The sequence below is a fragment of the Calothrix sp. CCY 0018 genome, from assembly GCF_963920925.1.
In the GTDB taxonomy this organism is placed as follows: Bacteria; Cyanobacteriota; Cyanobacteriia; order Cyanobacteriales; family Nostocaceae; genus Rivularia.
In genome coordinates this window covers 1-21,868 of record NZ_CAWUDI010000033.1, presented here as the reverse complement: position 1 = coordinate 21,868, position 21,868 = coordinate 1, and the positions used below count along the sequence as shown (strand labels likewise).

The following is a 21,868-nucleotide window of genomic DNA, read 5'->3' as shown; positions in this document are numbered from 1 at the left end:
AGCCCTAAAAAATATGTCACAGCCCTCCGGTATTCCAAAGACAGGAGAAAAAGCGCCATCCTTTAGTGCAACAAATCAAGATGGAAATTTGGTACAGCTTGAAGATTTCCAATCTAATTGGTTTGTTCTTTACTTTTATCCTAAAGATGATACACCTGGTTGTACTGTAGAAGCCAAAGATTTTAGCGAATACTCAGCACAATTTGATGCTTTTGGAGCCAAAATTCTGGGAGTTAGCCCCGATTCCGAAAAGTCTCATTGCAAATTTATTCACAAACACGATCTATCAATTCAGCTTTTAAGCGATCCGGAACACCGAGTGTGCGAAGCCTATGGTGTTTGGCAATTGAAAAAGTTTATGGGTAAAGAATACATGGGTGTTGTACGCTCAACTTTTTTGATTGCGCCTGATGGTGATTTAGTCCATGCATGGTCTAATGTAAGAACTAAGGCTCATGTTGAAAAAGTCTTAAACAAGTTGCAGGAGTTGCTTGCTGCGGTTTGATTGCTTTGCCTATTTATAGATTATTAGGTTTTGAGTGCGATATAAAATTGAAGCGTATCGCTTTAATTGTCATCCCAAAAAAAATTTCAGCGATGGTTAACCACAAAGGTACCCGCACCGTCAATACTACTTTTTGTATTACGTGTAATTAGGTTTAATGATAATAAATATTTAATTTACTATTTCAACTTCAATCTTAAATATTTGAAGAAGCAGCGTTCCATATAATCGTCATAATCGTCACAAGACTATAAGCTGGGAACCAGCTTAATTCTACCAGCGTCCATTTCAGCCATCAAAAGTTCTAATGCTTCGTAGTCAACGTCAGAAATGTAACCCATCTGAGTCAGTTCTGAATTTATTTCATTTTCTATTTCGGGAGTTAATTTCTTGATAACCAACGCCCTTTCAACTAATTGACGAATAGCAAACTTAGTTCTCATAGTAAGTAACCATTATGTAAATAATACCAATTATCTCAGATATATTTAAGTATAAAACGTGATCCAAATACTGCTTGACAAGTGATATAGATCACAGATATAGCGGACAAGTCACTTGCTATCTCAAAAAGATACAAGCCAATGATTAAGGAAAAAATAAGGACACTTTATATTTAATTAGCCTGTCTCGACTATCCGCAGGCAAGAATACTTAAAGGGCTAATAATTTACAGATATCTTTTTCCATACCCCGGCACAAAGCCATACTGGTTATATAGATTATTTTTTAACTTGAATTAGAAAAAAGTGTATTTTGCTACTGTTTTCTTAAGTATTGTGACAATCTTTAAACATAAGTAGTCTAAGGGTGAAGATTCGACAAAGAGAGCTAATACGAATGGTCGATGCGATAAAAAAAGGATTATGGTCGAATACATCTATCCCTCAAGTAAACAATATTTGAATAGGATGTAATTATGCAAGCAATACTCGATAATCCTCAAATTACCATTATTCGTCCGAATGGTTGTTTAGATGCTGTAAATGCCATAAAACTCGAACGCGAATTGGGTGCAGTTCTAAATCAAAGTAATAATACAATTGTATTGGTAGACCTAGAAAAAGTTGATTTTATAAACAGTGCGGGTTTGATGGCATTGGTATCTGGAGTAAAAGTAGCTCTTGCCCTGCAACAACGAATTTGTTTTTGCTCGGTTGCTCCTGCCCACAGAATTATTTTTGAACTTGCTGGTTTAGATAAAGTCTTTGAAATATTCGATGCAGGAACAATTTTTAATAGTTAATATAAACGTCTCCTTTGCTGCTCTCAATGTTCCTGTTTTTCTCCATTGAAAATAACTGTGGTAGCTATAAGAGGAGAATTTGAATAACTTTCCTAATACACAGCTACGAATCAATGCTAATCTTGGAGGTGAGTAGCTGTAATTACTAGAAGTAGCTTGAAAATAGCATAGTGTCTATTGCAGTAGATAAATTAATCACGTCGGATATTTCAAAACCATCCCGTTACCTGGGTAATGAGCTTTTAGCTAAACATAAGCCTTGGGATACGGCGACGATACGCTGGGTATTAACTTACCCAGAAGTATATGAAGTTGGTGCTTCTAATTTAGGGCATATCATTCTTTACAATATATTGAATGTTCAGCCCCGCCAGTTGTGCGATCGCGCTTATCTACCGGGTGCGGATTTAACGGCAAAGTTAAGAACGACTCAAACACCTTTGTTTGCGGTAGAGTCAAAGCGGAGTTTAGTTGATTTCGATATTCTAGGTTTTAGCCTCAGTTACGAATTGGGGGCTACCAACATTTTGGAGATGTTGGATTTGGCTGGTATTCCTTTTACTTCGGAACAAAGATTAGAGGGAGATTTCCCGTTGATTTTTGCGGGAGGACAAACTGCTACATCTAATCCCGAACCTTATGCTGACTTCTTCGATTTTATCGCTCTGGGAGACGGTGAAGAACTATTGCCTGAAATAGGTTTAATTTTAGAAGAAGGTAAAAAAGCGAAGTTAAGCCGTCAGGAATTATTGCTGGATTTGGCACAGGTTCCCGGCGTATACGTACCGCAGTTTTACGATATGGCTGCTGACGGTTCGGTGCATCCCAATCGTCCAGATGTGCCAGAGCGAGTTATACGAAGGGTTTCGAGTCCCATTCCGGCTTATTCTATCGGTTTGGTTCCCTATGCAGAAACCGTACACGACCGTTTGACAATTGAAATACGGCGCGGATGCACCAGAGGATGCAGGTTTTGTCAACCAGGAATGTTAACTCGTCCGGCGCGAGATGTAGAACCCGACAAAGTTGTGCAAACAATAAGTTCGGGGATGCGCCAAACTGGTTACAATGAATTTTCTTTGTTGTCTCTTTCCTGCTCGGATTATTTAGCTTTAAGTTCGGTAGGAATGGAAATTAAAAATCGTCTTAAAGATGAAAACATTTCTCTTTCTCTACCCAGTCAGCGAGTAGATAGGTTTGATGACAATATCGCCAATATCCTTGGTGGAACCCGGAAAGGTGGCTTAACTTTTGCCCCAGAAGCCGGTACCCAAAGGATGCGGGATATTGTTAACAAAGGTTTGACGAATGAAGAATTATTAAGGGGGGTGAAAACAGCTTGGAAACGAGGCTGGGATAAAATAAAGCTATATTTTATGATTGGCTTACCCGGTGAAACCGATGTTGATGTATTGGGTATCGCTCAAACCGTAAGCTGGCTGAAGCGGGAATGTTGGGCAACAGGTAGAAGACTGGTAAATTTTAAGATCACAATTTCTAACTTTACGCCTAAACCCCATACACCATTCCAGTGGCACTCAGTTTCTACTAGCGAATTTACAGCTAAGCAAGAATTATTGCGCTCAGAATTTCGTCGGATTCGGGGAGTTAAAGTTAATTTCACCGATGTGCGGATTTCGGCGATGGAAGATTTTGTCGGTAGAGGAGACAGAACTCTTGGAAGCGTGTTACGCCGTGCTTGGGAACTAGGCGCGGGAATGGATTCCTGGTTCGAGAATTTGGATCGAGCTTTTGCGGCTTGGGAAAGTGCGATCGCCGAAGCTGGTTTAGATTGGAAATACCGCAAAGTGCTTAGTGGCGAGTGGAATGTCATTGAAGGCAGCAGTGTTGATGAGCGTCTTGATTTATCACTGCCTTGGGATCATATAGATACGGGGATTGATAAAAATTGGCTCAAAGAAGATTTGCAGCGTGCAATGGAAGCCGCCACCGTACCCGATTGTTCCTTTGACGGTTGCTCGCATTGTGGTGTTTGCGGTACTGATTTTGGCCATAATGTGGTAGTAGAACCACCGCCCATACCGGAATTTGCGGGAGATTTCGTTCCAGATACTACCAAAGCTTTACGATTGCGAGTACGGTTTGGTAAGCAGGATGATATGGCATTAGTCGGTCATTTAGATTTAATGAGAGTCTTTGATCGAGCCGTGCGGCGAGCGGGATTACCAGTATCATTTAGCGGTGGGTTTAATCCACAACCCAGGATATCAGTAGCAAATGCTTTAGCTTTGGGAGCTACTAGCAACTCGGAAATAGTAGATTTTGAATTAACGCGCATAGTTGATATTGATACTTTTGTGCATGATTTAAGTTCTGCATTACCTAACGGCATACCTATATATGATGTAGTGCAGCTAGATTTAAAATCTAAAAGTGCATCCCAACTTCTCGAAACAGCCGAGTATTTGATTACCGTAAGCTGCGATCGAGAAGCAAATTTATCCCAATGGCAAGATTGGATTAATGCAATCAAAGAAGTAGAAGAAATTTGGACACAGCACAAAACCAAAAAAGGTAAAATCAAAAATGTAAATCTGCGCGAACGTTTGTTTGAGTTAGAGTTTGTTGAGAGAGCGAAGGTCGAAACCAGCCAAAACAATGCTGTAAAATTGCGTTATTTGGGAGCTTGTCGCAATGATGGTACGTTATTGCGTCCGGAACAAATTCCATTTATGCTTGAATCTGTAACAACAAGAAAATTCGATCTGCTGCACATACATCGGAGCAAGTTAATTTTGGCCGTTTAATAATTTTGGGGCAATTGTAGTTGTGTAAATTGCCCTTCAATTCAACTTAAACCAAAGAATTGATTTTTGACGACCTTGCGCTAGAATTATATGAAGAGAAATTATGTATTGCGCTGCAACGGAACGAATTGATTCACTACCCGCTATGTACGGGGCGTTAAAGCAATAATATTTTAGAGTGCAATGGAGGCGATACTGAGGTATTATCTCAGATAAAGCCGACAGCATCCGCAGAGAAGTATCTCTAAGGGCGTTGTTTGCAACTAGTTTGCAGTGAATCAGTTCCGACTCGTACCAGCAATTTCTGCGTTGCTTCTCTCACCATTTATGATGGCGGAAATAGTAGAGTAAGCTTGAAATTTCCAGCTAACAGGGTTCGGATATGTAGAGTAGCATAGGCACTAAAAAGTACCAGTTGTGGGTAAACTTTTAAAGTCTACTTTGAGACGGGCAAGGAAGTATGCACCCCTACCCTTGAAAAGCTCACGCAGTCAGCCCGCGTCTTAAGAAGAGGCGCAGTTTAACTCGCGAAGATATTCTAGGTAACACTGCCCAATTATTAGAATAATAATACCCGACGAGTTGCACGAGAGTGTAAAAAAGTAAAATTGTCATTGCTTTTTTACCTGACACATTAATTAGCAAGGGAAAGGTGTAAAAAATTGACCCTTAACGGGCGATTTTATTCATAAAAACATTCAGCAGTTTTGATATCGGAGTTGCGTAAACGCAATTCAAGAAGGTAAATAGCTCGTGTTTCTTTGAGCGAAAGTAAGTGCAATTTTATTACAGCAGCGCCTTGGAAGGAGGAGACAGGGTAGATTGATGAAAAAAACTCCTCTCTACAAGGATTTGATCTGCCAATTTTTGAGGAAATTGAATGCCGAAACAAATTATCATCGCCGAACAGCATCAAATTGCTGCGGTGTTCTCTGAAGACCAAATACAAGAACTTGTCGTAGCTACTGGTCATCACCAAATTGGTGATATTTATTTAGGGGTAGTAGAAAATGTATTGCCTGGGATAGATGCGGCCTTTGTTAATATTGGCGACCCGGAGCGTAATGGTTTTATTCATGTAACCGATCTCGGACCGCTAAGGTTAAGACGTTCGTCAGCAGCAATCACGGAGTTATTAACACCACAACAAAAAGTGTTGGTGCAAGTGATGAAAGAGCCGACGGGTACGAAAGGACCTCGGCTTACAGGTAACATTACTTCACCGGGGCGCTACGTAGTATTGATGCCTTACGGACGAGGCGTTAATTTATCTCGTAGAATCAGGAACGAAAACGAACGCAACCGTTTGAGAGCCTTAGCAATCTTAATTAAACCGGCAGGAATGGGTTTATTAATCCGTACTGAAGCCGAAGGTAAACCCGAAGAAGCTATTATTGAAGATTTAGAAATTCTGCAAAAGCAGTGGGAGTCAATTGGCGAACAAGCTCAAACCAGCCGTGCGCCAGCCTTGCTCAACCGTGACGATGACTTTATCCAGCGCGTTTTGCGGGATATGTACGGTGCCGATGTCAATCGGATTGTTGTTGATTCCAGTACTGGTTTAAAGCGAGTAAAGCAGTATTTACAGAATTGGAGCGGCGGACAGGTACCCCAAGGTTTATTAATCGATCACCACCGCGATCGCACTGCAATTTTAGAATATTTCCGGATCAATGCAGCCGTCAAAGAAGCTCTTAAACCAAGAGTTGATTTACCTTCTGGTGGTTACATTATTATTCAACCTACGGAAGCACTAACGGTAATAGATGTCAACTCCGGTTCGTTTACTCGTTCGGCTACAGCAAGAGAAACCGTATTGTGGACAAACTGCGAAGCCGCCACGGAAATAGCACGTCAGTTACGTTTGCGTAATATTGCTGGAGTCATTGTCGTTGATTTTATTGATATGGAATCGCGGCGCGACCAGTTACAGGTTCTCGAAAATTTTAATAAAGCCCTGAAATCGGATAAAGCTCGTCCTCAAATTGCTCAGTTAACTGAATTAGGTTTGGTAGAGCTTACCCGCAAACGTCAAGGTCAAAATATTTACGAGCTTTTCGGGGAAACTTGTCCTACCTGTGGAGGTTTGGGGCATATCGTACATCTACCAGGGGAAAACGAATCCCGAGTAGCACCACCAGCAGCAGAAATAGCAGAGCGTGTAGTACCTTTACCCCAAAGAGAACCCCGTTTGTCTGCTCCTCGATTGAGCGAACCAAGAGAAGCGGTAGATGGATTCGCAGATGCGGATGAAGGTGACGGAGATTTTACAAACTTAAACTTAATCAATCATCCAAGCTATCAAGAATTAGGCGATCCTAATAAACGCCGTCGTCGTCGCCGCATTAATACGGGGAATGGTAAAGATGAACCAAGGATTAATGGAAGTCCTTTGACATTAGCCAATGATGACTTAGATGCTGATGCAGACGCAGAACCAGAACTTAGAAGATCCGAAACACCATTAGGGTTGAATAAAGGTTGGAGCGAAAGACCGACCGAACGTACTAGTAGAACTAGAGTCGAATCGGTCAAAGGAGTACTTGAACCACCAGAAATTGTTTCGGTAGAAATGACTCAGGAGGAACAGGATGTTTACGCTTTAATGGGTGTTACACCTTTAAAGAAGTTGGAGAGAGATTTTAAAAATGAAAAATCCGTAATTATTAATGTAGTTCCACCTGGTGAAGATGAAGATGAAGATGAAGATGAAAATGAAGATGGCATCTCAGAATCTGAATCATATTCGCTGACTCCGACTCCAAAGAAGGTGAAAATAAACAATGTAGATAATGAAGTTAGAATCGAAGAGCAAATAGAAGAACTTGAAGTTTTAGAAGAAGTAGAGCAACCAAAGCAAGTAGAGCAAGTAGAATCGAATCAAGTCATAGATAATAGCGAAACAGAAACCACTACATCAGATAGACGTCGCCGTCGCCGTCGTTCCTCTGTAGAAGCACCATCTAGCTAGGATTAAATGACTGTTTTATGGTAGAAACTGGGCAAGCTATCACTGCAATGGAGGCGCCAAAACTCCCCCTCGAACAAAATTGGCTAGAATTTTTTACGTATTGCAATACAACAAGCGGGTTAATTGCAGGTGTAGATGAAGTGGGGAGAGGCGCTTTGTTTGGTCCTGTGGTAGCAGCAGCAGTCGTCCTACCAAATAGTAATAGTTTGCCCCAACTCCTCACAACCGAAATTAAAGACAGTAAAAAGCTATCTGCTTCTAAAAGAACTCAGTTAGCCAAGCAAATTATTGATATTGCAATAGACTGGAAAATCGGTTTCGCAACTACGGCTGAAATAGACTCTTTTAATATTTTGCAAGCATCACTTTTAGCAATGAAGCGGGCTGTTCTGAAATTAAAGGTACAGCCCGCACTTTGTTTAATTGATGGGAATCAGCGGATAAAAAACTTTTCGTTACCACAAGAAACAATAGTTAAAGGGGATTCGCTTTCGCTTACGATAGCTGCCGCGTCTATACTTGCGAAGGTTTGGCGCGATGAACTAATAATTCGTCTTGCTAATAAGTACTCGATGTACGACTTAGAACGAAATAAGGGCTATGGTAGTAAAAAACATCTATTAGCAATACAAAATTACGGCATTTCGCGCTTGCATCGTACATCTTTTCGTCCTTGTCAAATTGAAGAAAAATAAGTACTGATGCAAAATTAATTTCATATTTCGTTTCGATAGGGAATAAGGTTGGGGGGAACAGTATATAACTGAATAATAATTAGATAAATGATGCTGGCTTAACTACTAAGTATTTTAATAGCATTTATTCTAATCGCTGGTTCTTCAATAGTTGGAATGCTCAAATTTAATACAAAAGCTCTAAAAGCCTTGCTATACAAGTATTAATACAGTAATTAACTAAGATTATCAACGCTTTTTCAATTTTTTACCTATTATCTATTACCTATTCCCTGTTTCCCGTTGCTTATTCCCTAATCGCTTTTCTTTTAATGGTTTTTATTCAGGTTTGAAAACCTTGAAATTATTACTATCCCGATCAAAGCTACTATCTTTGGTTTGTAATTCAACCCAACGTTGATAATCAACCAGCAGTTGTCGTAACAATCTTTGTTTTATTGTTAGCAATACGCTTTTGAGCAAGCCATTACCAGTAGTTTCTAAAATTGATTTGGGAGTAAAAGAGAAAGGTGGTGGTAATTCCACTTGTACTTCCAGATTTGCTATACCTTTAAGGCGAGTATTTCCATCTTTTTCGTAACTTGATAAATTACCTGTTAAATCAAGCTGAAAACGACGATCAATGTATTCCATACCACGAATTTCACTACGGACTGACTCTAAACAAATTGTTCCATCTGAAGCAGCCCATACTCTCATGTCTACAATTGGTTGTATACTCAACGACATAAAAGCTAACGGACGCATTTTTAAACGAAAAACTTCCGTATTTAGCTGTTCAATCCGACTCGAATCAGCTAAAGCATTAACCAAGCGCTGAGGTTGTCGTAAATAATGCTTAATTGGAATAGGCTGATATGGTACGGGAATTTCTACAGATTGGCAGGCTTTAAATTTAGTAGCCATAGTTAAACGACAATAATTTGTCGAAATTGTATTTTTGAAGGAAAATATAGTTGCTTGTATTGTACAAAACCTATACCCTTCTCCATTATAAAAATTATTGTTACTTTATAATATTTATTTTAGGTAAGATAATAGATTATTCTGTTTGCTATCTTCATTATTAAAGGTTTTGTAAATTATGATATCTATTGCACATTTGGGACCTCCCGGTACTTATGCAGAACAAGCAGCTTTATATTATCTTAGTTGGCTGACGAAAAATACTAAAACAGAAGCTTCATTATGTCCTTATCCTAGTATTTTTCAAACAATTTATTCTGTAGCTAAAGGGCAAGCAGATTTAGCTGTAGTACCTGTAGAAAACTCTATTCAAGGAGGAGTAACTGTTACTTTAGATACACTATGGCAACTAGATAATTTGCAAATTCAGTTAGCTTTAATCGTACCAATTACTCACGCATTAATTTCTTGTTCTCAAAGTTTAGATAGTATAAAAACCGTTTATTCTCATCCGCAAGCGTTAGCTCAATGTCAAAAATGGTTAGAGAAGTTTCTTGGGCAAGTACAGTTAGTTCCGACTAATTCTACAACAGAAGCACTGCAAAAATTAGAAAGTGATAAAGCAGCAGCAGCTATTTCATCGCTTAGAGCCGCGCAACTATATGACTTACCCGTACTTGCAAACGGTATTAATGATTACCCAGATAATTGTACTCGTTTTTGGGTAGTTAGTCAGCCGGATAATAGTCCCAACCACGAAATGTTAACAAATACTGCTTTCTATACTTCGTTAGCATTTAGCGTACCAGCAAATTTGCCCGGTGTATTAGTCAAACCATTACAAGTTTTTGCCAATCAAAACATTAACCTCAGCAAGATTGAATCGCGTCCAACTAAACGTTCTTTAGGAGAATATGTGTTTTTTATGGATTTAGAAGCAGACGTTTCCTCTACTAAAATGCAATCTGCTTTAGCTGAATTATCCAATTATACGGAAATTCTGAAAATTTTTGGTACCTATAATGTTTTACCAACTGAATCGTTGTAATAATTAAAAGGGAATAGGGAATAGGGAATAGTGATTATTATTAGTTGGGATTATTAGTTGGGGTTATTTTATTAATTTCTCAATTTAAATAAGTATTTTTTACATAAAAGCTTGCTAAACTCTTATCCGATCAAAACACCATTGCTCTTAATTACTTTCTATCCTCAATTTTCTATAAAAAAAGCGATTAAAAGCTGATTATATTAGAAAAATAATGCTTTGCTGCTAAAATCATTTATTCTTTTATTTTTTACACTGTTGCCTGTTGCCTGTTGCCTGTTGCCTGTTCTCTCTTCCCTAGTTTTTCACTTTCTCAGACTATTCCCCATTCCCTATTTATTAAGAAGTTTGATTTAAAGTATCTTTAAGAACAGTACGAGCTGCTAAATGATTGCGAGTTGAAGTTAAAATTTCTGTTTCTCGTTGTAAACGAGCGGCTGTATCTTGCATTTCTAATAATGACTGTTGCTCTGGAGCTACACGGTAAAGGTTGCTTGCTACCCAATAAGATAATTCTTTAGGTAAAGCTGGTAAATCCTGCGGTAGTTCAATATTTTGTTCGGTCAATTTGGCACTTAACCGCACAACGTCACGCAGTAGCTGTTCTACCTCAGATGCTTCATGTCGTAAATCTTTAGTCGGTTCTTCGTCATCAATCCACTCAACTAACCCAACAAAATAAGGCTTTTCACGAACGTATTCCAACACCCGAAACCTTTGTTGTCCCAAAGTTAGCATTTTCATGCGGTCATCTTTCAAACGTTGATGATGAATAATTTCCGCACAACAGCCAACATTAGCAACAGTACCTTTTGCTTGGTCAACCATCAATACCCCAAACCTGCGATCGCTATCCAAAATCGTGTTCATCATGATACGGTAGCGAAATTCAAAAATATGTAGTGGTAACGGCCTGGTAGGAAACAGAACCACATCCGGTAAAGGGAACAAAGGTATTTCGCGAACTGCAATTCTAGAAGAGGATGTCATATTTAATCTGATATATAGCTGTACTACTACTTGTACTACTCATAAAAGTATTTTTTGCCGGGACTTAAGGAGTCATTAATATAATTATGACATTAAAAGCAATAGTGGAACTTCTCAAAATGTTGGTATTGCTTCCTCATAGAAAGCCAATTTTTGGCTGTGGGCGGTGAAGGCGATCGCTTCGGAAAATTTAGCTTGATGTAAGTTCTATATTTTTGAAAAAACCCGTATATTTTTATATTTTATCTTAAAGTCGTTTTGTAGCGAATAAAAAGCCCTTAGAAAATTGTCTAAGGGGATGAAGGTATTTATTAACACACTTATATCTTTAAACAACAACCATTAATTGTTGTTTTTGGACTAATTATTTCTCGAAAAAGTATAACTAATCCTCAACCAATCCTTAATCAATAATTACAGCTTGACTTCAATGTCCACACCAGATGGTAAATCGAGTTTCATCAAAGCATCAATGGTTTTAGAAGAAGGCTGATAGATATCGATAATGCGCCGGTGGGTACGAGTTTCAAAGTGTTCTCGTGAATCTTTATCTACGTGAGGTGAACGGAGTACGCAGTAAATACGGCGTTTTGTAGGTAAAGGTATCGGGCCAATTGCCGTTGCATTAGTACGGTTAGCAGTATCAACAATTTTCTCGCAAGATGTATCGAGCAAGCGACGGTCAAAAGCTTTTAAACGAATTCTAATTTTCTGCTGCTGTAAAGTAGCCATTTGTTCAGTTTTCCTGGTTCAGATTATTTGTAAAACGGAGGGATGGAAATTTTAATTAATTAGCGTCAAGATTAAAATTAGGACTTTTATTTTGACCTTGATATTTCCAACCAAAGACAGTTAAAAAGCAGAGAGGTATTATACCATCTCTGCTCGTATTCTAGTTAAGGTTCGCCTAAAGCTACTTAACGATTTTAGAAACTACGCCAGCACCAATGGTACGACCACCTTCACGAATTGCGAACCGCATTCCTTGTTCGATCGCAATTGGGCTGATTAGTTGTACGTTCATCTTGATGCGGTCCCCAGGCATTACCATTTCGGCAGTACTACCATCATCAGCAGTAAAGGATTGGATTGTACCTGTTACGTCAGTGGTACGCACGTAGAATTGAGGACGATAACCGGAGAAAAATGGGGTTTTACGACCGCCTTCTTTCTCAGTTAAAACGTATACTTCACCTTCAAACTCGGTATGAGGTGTAATGCTACCGGGCTTTGCCAGTACCATACCGCGCTCGATATCTTCTTTCTGCATACCGCGTAGCAGTACTCCCGCGTTATCTCCAGCCATACCTTCGTCGAGACTCTTCTTAAACATCTCGATACCAGTTACGGTAGTAGCGCGAGTATTTCTGATACCAACCAATTCAACTTGGTCGCCAACTTTGACTTTTCCGCGTTCGATTCTACCAGTTGCTACGGTACCACGACCAGTAATGGAGAATACGTCTTCTACTGCCATCAAGAAAGGCTTATCTATAGCACGTTCGGGAGTAGGAATGTAAGCATCTACTTGATCCATCAATTCGTAGATTTTATCTACCCACTCGTCTTCACCTTTTTTCATGGTGGGGTTAGCAATCATTTTTTCCAACGCTTGCAAACCAGAACCTGAAACTACGGGAATATCGTCACCGGGGAAATCGTAGTCGCTAAGAAGTTCGCGGACTTCCAATTCCACCAACTCCAATAATTCATCATCATCCACCATGTCTTGCTTGTTCAAGAAGACTACGAGGCTAGGTACACCAACCTGCTTAGCTAATAGGATGTGTTCGCGGGTTTGAGGCATAGGGCCATCAGCAGCAGACACCACGAGAATTGCACCGTCCATTTGGGCTGCACCAGTGATCATGTTTTTCACATAGTCAGCGTGTCCGGGACAGTCTACGTGAGCGTAGTGGCGATCGCCAGTTTCATATTCAACGTGGGAAGTATTAATGGTAATACCCCGTGCCTTTTCTTCAGGAGCGTTGTCGATATCATCGTACTTCTTTTGTACTGACTGACCCAAAGCGGATAAAGTCATGGTGATGGCTGCTGTCAACGTGGTTTTACCGTGGTCAACGTGGCCAATAGTACCGATATTAACGTGTGGTTTATTTCTTTCAAATTTTGCGCGTGCCATTTATCCTCGTTTCCTTTTTTAACTATGCGTTCCCTTGTTTTTCGCGATAATTGCCTCAGCCACGTTGCGAGGCACTTCTTCGTAGTTACTAAACTGCATCGAGAAAATACCCCGACCTTGGGTGTTTGACCGAATGTCAGTTGCGTAACCAAACATTGCTGCCAATGGCACTTTAGAAGTTACCTTGGCTAAGCCATCTTCGGACTCCATGCCTTCAATTTGACCGCGACGAGAGTTGAGATCGCCAATGACATCCCCAAGAAATTCTTCGGGTACTTCTACCTCAACTTTCATCAATGGCTCTAACAGCACTGGTGAAGCTTTCATCACCGCTTCTTTCATCGCCATTGAACCGGCAATTTTGAAAGCCATTTCCGAAGAGTCTACATCATGATAAGACCCATCAACTAATGTTGCTTTAACATCAATTAATGGATACCCAGCTATAATACCGGATTCGCTGGTTTCTTTCATTCCCTGCTCGACGGGGCCAATATACTCTTTGGGTATCGAACCACCGACAACCTTGGAAACGAATTCAAAACCGCTCCCCTGCTCTGCGGGTTCCAAGTTTATAACTACGTGACCGTATTGACCCTTACCACCGCTTTGACGGATGAATTTACCTTCAATTCCGTTAACCTGCTTGCGGATTGTTTCGCGATAGGCAACCTGCGGCGCACCAACGTTAGCTTCTACCTTAAATTCTCGCAGCATTCTATCTACTAGAATTTCTAAGTGCAGTTCGCCCATGCCCGCAATCACTGTTTGATTGGTTTCAGGGTTAACGCTAACTCGGAAGGTTGGATCTTCTTCCGAAAGTGACTGCAATGCTCTGCCTAACTTCTCCATATCCACTTTGGTTTTGGGTTCAACCGCAACGGATATTACTGGTTCTGGAATATAAAGCGATTCCAGAATAATAGGAGAATCCTGTTCGCAAAGCGTATCACCCGTAAGAGTGTCTTTTAAACCTACAGTAGCTCCTAAGTCTCCCGCACCCAGTTGTTCAACATCTTGTCGGTCATCTGCCTTCATCACTACCAAGCGAGAAATTCGTTCTTTTTTTCCTTTGGTAGAGTTGTAGACGTAGCTGCCTTTCTTCAGTACGCCAGAATAAACCCGGATAAATGTCAAACGACCGTAGGGATCGGCCATCACTTTAAAAGCCAGAGCCGCTAAAGGTGCTTGATCGTCAGCAGGTCTTTCAACGGTTTCACCACTCGGTAAGGTGCCTTGAATTGGAGGTACTTCCAATGGAGATGGCAAATAATCTACCACCCCATCAAGTAGTAACTGTACGCCTTTATTTTTGAATGCCGAACCGCAAAGCATCGGCACCATAGTTCCGGCGATTGTACCTTTACGCAAAGCAAGACGAACTTCCTCTTCGGTAAGCTCTTCGCCCTCAAAGTACTTAGTCATTAAGTCATCAGAGGTTTCAGCTACTGCTTCAACGAGCTTAGTACGATATTCTGTCGCAAGTTCAAGCATTTCACTTGATATATCTTGCTCTTCGATATCGGTGCCTTCGTCGTTGTTATAAATAAAGGCACGCATTTTCACCAAGTCAATGATGCCGCTAAACTCGCTTTCGCTACCTATAGGCAACTGAATCGGAATAGCATTTGTTCGCAGGCGATCGCGTACTTGCTCGTAAACTTTATAAAAGTTTGCGCCAGTGCGATCCATCTTGTTAACAAAGATAATTCTAGGCACTTTATAGCGGTCTGCTTGCCGCCAAACTGTCTCTGTCTGAGGCTGCACGCCGCCCACAGAACATAAAACCGTAATTACACCATCCAATACCCGCATAGAACGTTCAACTTCAATCGTGAAGTCCACATGACCGGGGGTATCGATGATATTAATTTGATGGTCTTTCCAACTGGTAGTAATCGCAGCAGCGGTGATAGTAATACCCCGCTCCCGTTCTTGTGCCATCCAGTCGGTGACAGCCGTTCCCTCGTGAACTTCACCTATTTTGTGAATGATGCCGGAGTAAAACAGTATTCGTTCTGTTGTTGTAGTTTTTCCCGCATCAATATGGGCCGCAATACCCATATTGCGAACTTTTTCTAGCGGGTTGGTACGTGCCACTACTGCCTCCTATGGCTTTTGCCTCTTGATATCTTGTATATTACACTCTGCTTTAAGTTTCTATACTGACGAACCCAAAACCGTCCGTTCTTACAGCAATAAAGATGATATAACACCTTAAAAATTCGGCAATATATCCGTCTTCAACTTAATAACGATAATGTGCAAAGGCTTTATTAGCTTCTGCCATCCGATGTGTTTCTTCCCGTTTGCGGATTGCGCTACCTGTTTCGTTAGACGCATCCATTAGTTCGTTTGCCAGCCTGCTTGCCATTGTCCGACCGGGACGCTGACGGGAATACTGCACCAACCAACGCAGTGCAAGGGTTGTACCCCTTTCAGAACGTACTTCCATTGGTACTTGATAAGTCGCTCCACCAACTCGTCGAGCTTTTACTTCAACTAAAGGAGTCAGATTGCGTATTGCTCTTTCAAAAACTTCTGTGGGATCTCCACCAGTTCTTTCTTCGATAATTTTCATTGCGTCATAAACAATCCGCGCGGCAAGAGATTTCTTGCCATGACGCATGATTCGCCTGATTGTCATACTGATCAAGCGACTGTTGTAAACTGAGTCAGGCGGAACTGCACGCCTTTGAATAACACCACGACGGGACATACTTAACCTTTAATTCAATATAGCAACTACAGAGAAATACTTTGATACTTCCGGGCATTATCGGGCATTATATAGTATGAATTCTTTTGCTTTGTTTATGACCTACGAACTTCCGTCTTACATTGCAACTCGGAAAACGGATACGTCCTTACGGTCATAATTAACCAAGAATACTGCTCGCGAGCGAGATTTTAAGCGAGCAAGATTCAAAGACGGAATCTATACTACCCGAACTAACTGCTCAAAAGATTGAAGTTGCTGTGGACTTTCTCAACTTTATCAGTATACAGATAACGCCCCGAATAGTTGAAAAACCGCTCCAACCATACATATGAAGCGCCATCATTTATACGTTGATATTTAAACGGAAATCCTGCGCCATAAAATGTTTTGGGCCTCTTCTAACGTCTATCCTAAACGCTTCTTGCAATCCCTGGGTGGTGCAGTTGTTTTCCTTGCTGATTTGATGGCTTCCACTTGGGTTCGCAGATCAAAATCTTGACTAGAGAAAACAACTACAGCCCACCCATAAGGAAAAACAATAAACACATCGCCCGCGTTTTGGGTAGCTGTAGACTTTTAGAACTTGAATTATATACAAACATCGCAATTGAATCTAAAAAACAATGCGACAAACTACAGCCACGATTACGATGCTTCCTTCGGACGTTTTGTTCCGTACTTGGAACGACCTTGCTTGCGATCTTTAACTCCAGCAGTATCCAGAGTTCCACGAATAATGTGATATCTCACGCCCGGTAAGTCCTTAACCCTACCGCCACGAATCATCACAACAGAGTGTTCCTGCAAGTTGTGACCAATTCCTGGAATGTAAGCAGTTACCTCGAATCCAGAAGTCAATCTTACCCTTGCGACTTTTCTCAGAGCGGAATTAGGTTTCTTAGGCGTTGTTGTATACACCCTAGTGCAAACGCCCCGTCTTTGAGGGCATTGTTTCAAAGCCGGGGACTTGGTTTTCTGACGCGCTTTAGAGCGCTCGTTACGAATTAATTGCTGTATTGTTGGCATGAGTTACAGCACGTGAAGCTGCTAATTGTCTAAGTTTTAACAAATCCTGATTATATCTCTTTTTTGAAAAGATTATGTCAACTTTCCCTAAAAGTTTTATATTTTTTTAATATATTATGTTGCGGGGATGGGGAACAGCGAGTTAGGAGTTAGGAGTTAGGAATTAAGAATTTACAACTGGTTACTGGTCACTGTTCACTGTTCACTGTTCACTGAAAAAGAGTTGCCGCAGCCGCAAACGGTTTCTGCTTGGGGATTGTAGAAGCGAAAGCCTCCACCCATGAGGTCTTCGGAATATTCTATGGCTAAGCCCTTAGCGTGTTCTAGGGTTTCGGCATCTAGGACTACTTGTATGTCTTTAGAGGTGAAAACGCGATCGCGATCTGTTAATGCTTGTTCGTCGTTAAAAGACATATCGTAAAACCAACCGGAGCAGCCACCAGGTTTGACAGCTAATCGGAATAACAGGTTGGGTTGCTTTTGTTTTGATTTTAACCGCTGTATCTCGTCTGCTGCGGCTTGAGAAAGTTTAATCATCAAATCAATTTTAGATTTTGGATTTTGGATTTTGGATTAAAAGTTAGAAGTAGGGAGTTAGGAGTTAGGAGTTAGGAGTTAGGAGTTAGGAGTTAGGAGTAGGGAGTGAATAATTTACAGTTATTCCCATTAACTTCTGTAGTGCCTTAACGTACTATCGGGAGTACCTATTTGCTATTTGAAATGACATTACAATTGCTAAGTGCTAACTGATAACTGTTCCTAAAAGTATCGCACGGAAGCCTTAAAACCAAAAAGGTAAAAAGTTTCCGTGCGGATTATAAACGAAGACAATATATTTTTTAAATGAAAGTTATGACGAAAGGTAGGCTATCCCCGATTTTATTTTTCAGTGCGAGCATAGTCGTCTTGATAACGAATAATATCGTCTTCTCCTAAATATTCCCCGTTTTGTACTTCAATCAATACTAAAGGAATTACGCCGGGGTTTTCTAGACGGTGCGGGGTGCATTGTGGCACGTAGGTAGACTGGTTGTTTCTCAAGGTAATTTCTTCTTCACCGCAAGTAACTTTAGCGGTTCCAGAGACGACAATCCAGTGTTCGCTACGGTGGTGGTGCATTTGTAAGCTTAAACGGTGTCCCGGTTTAACTTCAATGCGCTTGATTTTATAGCCCCGTGCTTCTTCCAAAATGGTAAAAGAACCCCAAGGGCGTAATTCAGTTGCAGCCACACCTTCTGGAGTAACTGCTGGGGGTAGGGTAAGTGCGTTCGCTTGTGCTGTTTCTTGGAAATGAGCCATAGTTACCTCGTTTGAAGACATAAAAAAATCTACAGAGTACTCTTTACTATTGTTGGAAAAAAGTAGCGTAATATTGCAACCGTAATTGTCTGCAATTGAGACCACCATTACCAAACATACCAAAGCTATTTGTTACGGTGTAATCAACAGGTAGCAATTATCGTATGTTTACACCAATTCTTCATCAATCATTAAGGTAGCTTTTTACAAGCTTTAAAAAGTCTTCAAATAGTAGTAATTTATCCCTATAGAGTACGCAAAAGGAATAGTATTTTAAATCACTACTTATGACTAAGTAATAGGTATGGAAATTGGGAGTTGAGCATGGGGCATTGGTAATTACTCTCCCCATCTCCCCATCCCCTTGTCCCCCTATCTCCCCATCTCCCCATCTCCCCATCCCCTCACGGACGCGGTAAGAAAATACCAATGCCGTTATGAACGCTGGCAGCAGTGTTGGGGGAGCGATCGAGCAATTGTCCGCCTAGATAAAGGCTTGTGGAACTGCCACCGTCTAAATTAAGAGCGTTAACGCACCCCAACTGCTGCATTAATTGAGCGTGTTCTGTTAAGCTAGGTCCTTTTCCACCGGCGCGATCGTGTACGGCAGCAACTATGAGTTTTCCGGTTGAGGTGGTGCAAATGGCGCTACGGATGGCTTCTTGCTCTGCGAAGGCTTTACTGAATTTTTCGGCTTCAGCGTCGAGAACAATTTGATTGTCTTTTAGTAATAGGGGTCCGGCTCCCAATACGTGGGGATAGCTGTTGAATTCTGGGGAAACTGCGGTACTAGTTAAACGTAAAGGTGTTCCGATTTGGAATTGAGCGGCGTTACTTACGGCACCACTACGCAAAGCTAGTAGATAACCATTTTTAGGAATGGGAGCAAAGCCAACTCCAGCTTCACTTGCTGCATATTGTTGGACAACTTGGTTGTTTTGGACGGCTACAATAATTTCGTTGTCGGTAAGAGGGGTATAATTTTCTCCCCATAGGTCAGTGTATCTAGCTATTCCTTGCTGTACGTATCCACTGTTTAAATGAGAAATTGGCAGATTTTGATTGTTGGGAATAATTAAATTTTCTTCTAAAGAAAGCCGATTCATGTAAAAATCACCGGCATCATTCCAAGCAATTGCACCTCGATTAAGAATTGGGCCGGAGAGCCACTGATTATCTCGACGAATTGCACCCAAGGGTAAACGGTTTTTTCGATTGAAGAAACCACCGTTAATTGCGGCTGCTGCTAAGTATTTTCGCGCAGTTTGAATTAGAGGTGCGGTTCCTTCTTGTTTATCTTGGTTGGTTGCAACGGGTCTAATTTTGGCTTTGGAAGTTCGGGGATCGATTTCTAACCATACTACTGGAAAGCGATCGCTGCCCAAGGATACAAGTTGCTGTCTCCAAAGCAATCCCGGTGCCCAATCGATTGAACGTCCGACTAAAGCATCGGGACGAACATCTACAACTAAACGATCTGGGTTCGGTAAAGTGCTGATGGCAGGAGTTAAGCCGAAAGGAACTACTAGTCGAATAACTGTTTGATTGTTAACTACTTCGACTTGTTTAATAAGTGGTTCGTCAGTTTCGGGTAATATCGGTTGCGGTGTTTTCTTGAAAATATTGTCTAACTTTATCGGTTGCGGTATTGATGGTGCGGGAGTATAACGGCTGACTAAATTACGATCTGCGACTCCATCAATGGTAATTATCCACTCTCTTGCTGGTAGCTCTGGTTTTGGTTTTGGTTTTGGAGCGGGAATATCGGTGTTGATAACAATACTTCGAGGTGGAAATGGAAGTGATGGTACTTTAATTTCGGGTTTTGGCTCAGGTTTTGGTTGAGGTTCTGGTTTTGGCTTTTTAATCAAGGAACCCGCAGTCAAGTTCCAAGGTGTTGGACGATCTAAATCTATAATTAACTGCTGTTGTTGGGATGATGATTTACCTTCTTTAATTGTTTTTACTTCTGCTCTCGGTGTTGAGATGAAGAAGGTATCACCTTTTGCTTGTACTTTCCATTTTGCTTCGCGAGCAAATTTAGTGATGTCTAAATAACGATATCCTTGCTCTAAGAAACCAGTTAACACTTGTGGTTTAGATAGCGAAGAAAACCACTGTACTGGTTGCAATTGTGGACTCTTAGTACTTAATAAATCTACTCCTATTAGCTGCCGAAGTGCCCCATCACTTATATAAATTGCATCGCTTTGATTTTTATTTTTACCTTTCTGTTGAACCCAAGTTCCTGGTAACGTGCGACCATTCAGGGATATTTGATTGCCTTGAGATAATAATTCTTTGGAAGTCGATACAGCTGATGGTTGATTTGACTGAGCCATTCTTGTCACTTCTGAAGAAGCTGGTTTAGCTATAGTGATAGAAGTCGCAGTCAAATTTAGAATTATTGCCAGAGTTGGTAATACCATAACCTTGACAAAAAAGCCATTCTTTTTATTAACCATAGCAGTGCGGTTTTTTCCTTGTCCCAAAGTTAGCTTTTTGACCATAATGTTGGTTAAGTAATGACTGCAAAAAATGCAAGAAATGCAAAAAAATTAACAAACTAGCGCATAACTGTAACGTGCTAAGGTATAGATACCCTTCCTTAAAAAAGCAAATCAATCGGGATAGTTAATTCAGGTTGGGCAAGTTATAAGTAATGCGTCAAGAAACAGATTTATATTGCCAGAACTTGACAATTTTGTTGCTTTAAAAAGATAAATTGAAATATATTATCGTTTTGATACGACGTTACTTGTACTGTGTGTAGCAGGCATTAATAAGATTTGTAAGTAATATTTGCTTACTTAGAGCAGGCGTACTACGACAAAATTTACACCAATCGGGAATTGCAAATCGACAATTAGTGTAATACGCTGGCTTTAAGGCACCCTATCAGCGGAATTTTGGTATTGACAATATTGAACGATTACATAGAAGTTTTGTTTCAGGTCGGCAATATTTAACCCTATCTGTGAAAAAAAACTTGCATTTCAGACAAGCTAATTGAGAGAATATATAGCCTCAAGATATAAAGCCGGAAATAGGTAAGCCACTACGTTGCGCGGGTTCCCCGCGTTGTAGTAAGTGGCGCAACCCGTAGGGCGATACAATTACTAACTCACTCAATTCAGCATAAACACATAAAAAATAACGGGATAAGTTTAGCACGGGTGTACAAAAAACCAACCGTGTGTAGTAAAATCTTTCTCCCGGCATTTTCGTAACTCAGTTTTCTCGCCTTATCAAGGTGAATAGTTTTTTAATCGGACAATATTAAGACAATTAGTGCTATCGGGGGACATTCTATGAATAACGAACAGATGAATCAAGATAAAGACATAGCATTTTCAGATACTTTTTTAGGGCAGAAGTGGTTAGTTGAAGAAAGAGACGCTTGCGGGGTAGGTTTCATTGCCCATCGGCAACAGCAGGAAAGTCATGAAATCTTGGCAAAGGGATTGGTTGCGTTAACCTGTTTGGAACATAGGGGTGGTTGTAGCGCGGATAAAGATTCTGGCGATGGTGCGGGAATATTAAGCGCGA

General features: G+C 40.7%; 18 protein-coding genes. 7 read left to right on the top strand and 11 right to left on the bottom strand.

The genetic code is table 11. The features are described 5' to 3' along the window. Positions 1 to 13: 13 nt before the first annotated feature. Entirely contained in the window at positions 14 to 505 is a 492-nt protein-coding gene (gene bcp, locus ACM03V_RS22430) for a thioredoxin-dependent thiol peroxidase (RefSeq protein WP_414623014.1), read from the top strand. A 248-nt stretch (positions 506 to 753) separates the two neighbouring features. Here bcp and ACM03V_RS22425 read toward each other — a convergent pair whose 3' ends face one another. After that, a complete protein-coding gene (locus ACM03V_RS22425; protein WP_414623013.1) occupies positions 754 to 948 on the bottom strand; it encodes a hypothetical protein in 195 nt (64 codons plus the stop codon). Between the two features lie 476 nt (positions 949 to 1,424). Here ACM03V_RS22425 and ACM03V_RS22420 point away from each other — a divergent pair, with 476 nt between their 5' ends. The 4 genes from ACM03V_RS22420 (at position 1,425) to ACM03V_RS22405 (ending at position 8,185) form a co-directional block, all read left to right on the top strand. Next, entirely contained in the window at positions 1,425 to 1,751 is a 327-nt protein-coding gene (locus tag ACM03V_RS22420; RefSeq protein WP_414623012.1) for an STAS domain-containing protein, read from the top strand. Between the two features lie 170 nt (positions 1,752 to 1,921). Continuing rightward, complete coding sequence (locus tag ACM03V_RS22415) at positions 1,922 to 4,519, top strand: TIGR03960 family B12-binding radical SAM protein (RefSeq protein WP_414623011.1); 2,598 nt, start codon at positions 1,922 to 1,924, stop codon at positions 4,517 to 4,519. An 880-nt stretch (positions 4,520 to 5,399) separates the two neighbouring features. Beyond that, entirely contained in the window at positions 5,400 to 7,490 is a 2,091-nt protein-coding gene (locus tag ACM03V_RS22410; RefSeq protein WP_414623010.1) for an Rne/Rng family ribonuclease, read from the top strand. 17 nt (positions 7,491 to 7,507) lie between these two features. Then, on the top strand, positions 7,508 to 8,185 hold the full coding sequence (locus ACM03V_RS22405; RefSeq protein WP_414623009.1) for a ribonuclease HII: 678 nt from the start codon (positions 7,508 to 7,510) through the stop codon (positions 8,183 to 8,185). Positions 8,186 to 8,503: 318 nt separating this feature from the next. Here the strand turns inward: ACM03V_RS22405 and ACM03V_RS22400 are convergent, their stop codons facing one another. Then, on the bottom strand, positions 8,504 to 9,091 hold the full coding sequence (locus tag ACM03V_RS22400; protein ID WP_414623008.1) for a DUF1997 domain-containing protein: 588 nt from the start codon (positions 9,089 to 9,091) through the stop codon (positions 8,504 to 8,506). Between the two features lie 175 nt (positions 9,092 to 9,266). Here ACM03V_RS22400 and pheA point away from each other — a divergent pair, with 175 nt between their 5' ends. After that, positions 9,267 to 10,139: a prephenate dehydratase gene (gene pheA, locus ACM03V_RS22395; RefSeq protein ID WP_414623078.1), complete on the top strand. Its 873-nt coding sequence runs from the start codon at positions 9,267 to 9,269 to the stop codon at positions 10,137 to 10,139. Positions 10,140 to 10,478: 339 nt separating this feature from the next. Here the strand turns inward: pheA and ACM03V_RS22390 are convergent, their stop codons facing one another. From ACM03V_RS22390 to ACM03V_RS22350, 9 genes are all read right to left on the bottom strand, one after another. Beyond that, a complete protein-coding gene (locus ACM03V_RS22390) occupies positions 10,479 to 11,129 on the bottom strand; it encodes an LON peptidase substrate-binding domain-containing protein (protein ID WP_414623007.1) in 651 nt (216 codons plus the stop codon). A 414-nt stretch (positions 11,130 to 11,543) separates the two neighbouring features. Next, positions 11,544 to 11,861, bottom strand: coding sequence for a 30S ribosomal protein S10 (gene rpsJ / locus ACM03V_RS22385; protein ID WP_015117212.1), 318 nt, complete (start codon positions 11,859 to 11,861; stop codon positions 11,544 to 11,546). Between the two features lie 181 nt (positions 11,862 to 12,042). Next, positions 12,043 to 13,272: an elongation factor Tu gene (gene tuf / locus ACM03V_RS22380; protein WP_414623006.1), complete on the bottom strand. Its 1,230-nt coding sequence runs from the start codon at positions 13,270 to 13,272 to the stop codon at positions 12,043 to 12,045. Positions 13,273 to 13,290: 18 nt separating this feature from the next. Beyond that, positions 13,291 to 15,372 carry an elongation factor G gene (gene fusA / locus ACM03V_RS22375; protein WP_414623005.1) on the bottom strand — a complete coding sequence of 694 codons (2,082 nt, stop codon included), beginning with the start codon at positions 15,370 to 15,372 and terminating at the stop codon, positions 13,291 to 13,293. A 148-nt stretch (positions 15,373 to 15,520) separates the two neighbouring features. Continuing rightward, positions 15,521 to 15,991, bottom strand: coding sequence for a 30S ribosomal protein S7 (rpsG, locus tag ACM03V_RS22370; protein WP_414623004.1), 471 nt, complete (start codon positions 15,989 to 15,991; stop codon positions 15,521 to 15,523). Between the two features lie 648 nt (positions 15,992 to 16,639). After that, the gene (rpsL, locus tag ACM03V_RS22365; protein WP_414623003.1) at positions 16,640 to 17,020 is read right to left on the bottom strand and encodes a 30S ribosomal protein S12; all 381 of its coding nucleotides are present in this window, start codon (positions 17,018 to 17,020) and stop codon (positions 16,640 to 16,642) included. A 195-nt stretch (positions 17,021 to 17,215) separates the two neighbouring features. After that, positions 17,216 to 17,557: a HesB/IscA family protein gene (locus ACM03V_RS22360; protein WP_414623002.1), complete on the bottom strand. Its 342-nt coding sequence runs from the start codon at positions 17,555 to 17,557 to the stop codon at positions 17,216 to 17,218. Between the two features lie 342 nt (positions 17,558 to 17,899). Then, complete coding sequence (locus ACM03V_RS22355; RefSeq protein WP_414623077.1) at positions 17,900 to 18,319, bottom strand: phosphomannose isomerase type II C-terminal cupin domain; 420 nt, start codon at positions 18,317 to 18,319, stop codon at positions 17,900 to 17,902. 404 nt (positions 18,320 to 18,723) lie between these two features. Next, positions 18,724 to 20,829 (bottom strand): phosphodiester glycosidase family protein, encoded by a 2,106-nt coding sequence (locus ACM03V_RS22350; RefSeq protein ID WP_414623001.1) that lies wholly within the window; start codon positions 20,827 to 20,829, stop codon positions 18,724 to 18,726. An 801-nt stretch (positions 20,830 to 21,630) separates the two neighbouring features. Here ACM03V_RS22350 and ACM03V_RS22345 point away from each other — a divergent pair. Next, positions 21,631 to 21,868: hypothetical protein (locus tag ACM03V_RS22345; protein WP_414623000.1), on the top strand; the 238-nt coding region annotated here is incomplete at its 3' end.

What these genes read in the sequence shown, in the direction of transcription:
- rpsL (WP_414623003.1), bottom strand. Translation starts at nt 17,020, where the DNA reads ATGCCAACAATACAGCAATTAATTCGTAACGAGCGCTCTAAAGCGCGT.
- ACM03V_RS22360 (WP_414623002.1), bottom strand. Translation starts at nt 17,557, where the DNA reads ATGATTAAACTTTCTCAAGCCGCAGCAGACGAGATACAGCGGTTAAAA.
- ACM03V_RS22390 (WP_414623007.1), bottom strand. Translation starts at nt 11,129, where the DNA reads ATGACATCCTCTTCTAGAATTGCAGTTCGCGAAATACCTTTGTTCCCT.
- bcp (WP_414623014.1), top strand. Translation starts at nt 14, where the DNA reads ATGTCACAGCCCTCCGGTATTCCAAAGACAGGAGAAAAAGCGCCATCC.
- ACM03V_RS22355 (WP_414623077.1), bottom strand. Translation starts at nt 18,319, where the DNA reads ATGGCTCATTTCCAAGAAACAGCACAAGCGAACGCACTTACCCTACCC.
- ACM03V_RS22410 (WP_414623010.1), top strand. Translation starts at nt 5,400, where the DNA reads ATGCCGAAACAAATTATCATCGCCGAACAGCATCAAATTGCTGCGGTG.
- tuf (WP_414623006.1), bottom strand. Translation starts at nt 13,272, where the DNA reads ATGGCACGCGCAAAATTTGAAAGAAATAAACCACACGTTAATATCGGT.
- rpsG (WP_414623004.1), bottom strand. Translation starts at nt 15,991, where the DNA reads ATGTCCCGTCGTGGTGTTATTCAAAGGCGTGCAGTTCCGCCTGACTCA.
- rpsJ (WP_015117212.1), bottom strand. Translation starts at nt 11,861, where the DNA reads ATGGCTACTTTACAGCAGCAGAAAATTAGAATTCGTTTAAAAGCTTTT.
- ACM03V_RS22350 (WP_414623001.1), bottom strand. Translation starts at nt 20,829, where the DNA reads ATGGTCAAAAAGCTAACTTTGGGACAAGGAAAAAACCGCACTGCTATG.
- ACM03V_RS22405 (WP_414623009.1), top strand. Translation starts at nt 7,508, where the DNA reads ATGGTAGAAACTGGGCAAGCTATCACTGCAATGGAGGCGCCAAAACTC.
- ACM03V_RS22400 (WP_414623008.1), bottom strand. Translation starts at nt 9,091, where the DNA reads ATGGCTACTAAATTTAAAGCCTGCCAATCTGTAGAAATTCCCGTACCA.
- ACM03V_RS22420 (WP_414623012.1), top strand. Translation starts at nt 1,425, where the DNA reads ATGCAAGCAATACTCGATAATCCTCAAATTACCATTATTCGTCCGAAT.
- ACM03V_RS22425 (WP_414623013.1), bottom strand. Translation starts at nt 948, where the DNA reads ATGAGAACTAAGTTTGCTATTCGTCAATTAGTTGAAAGGGCGTTGGTT.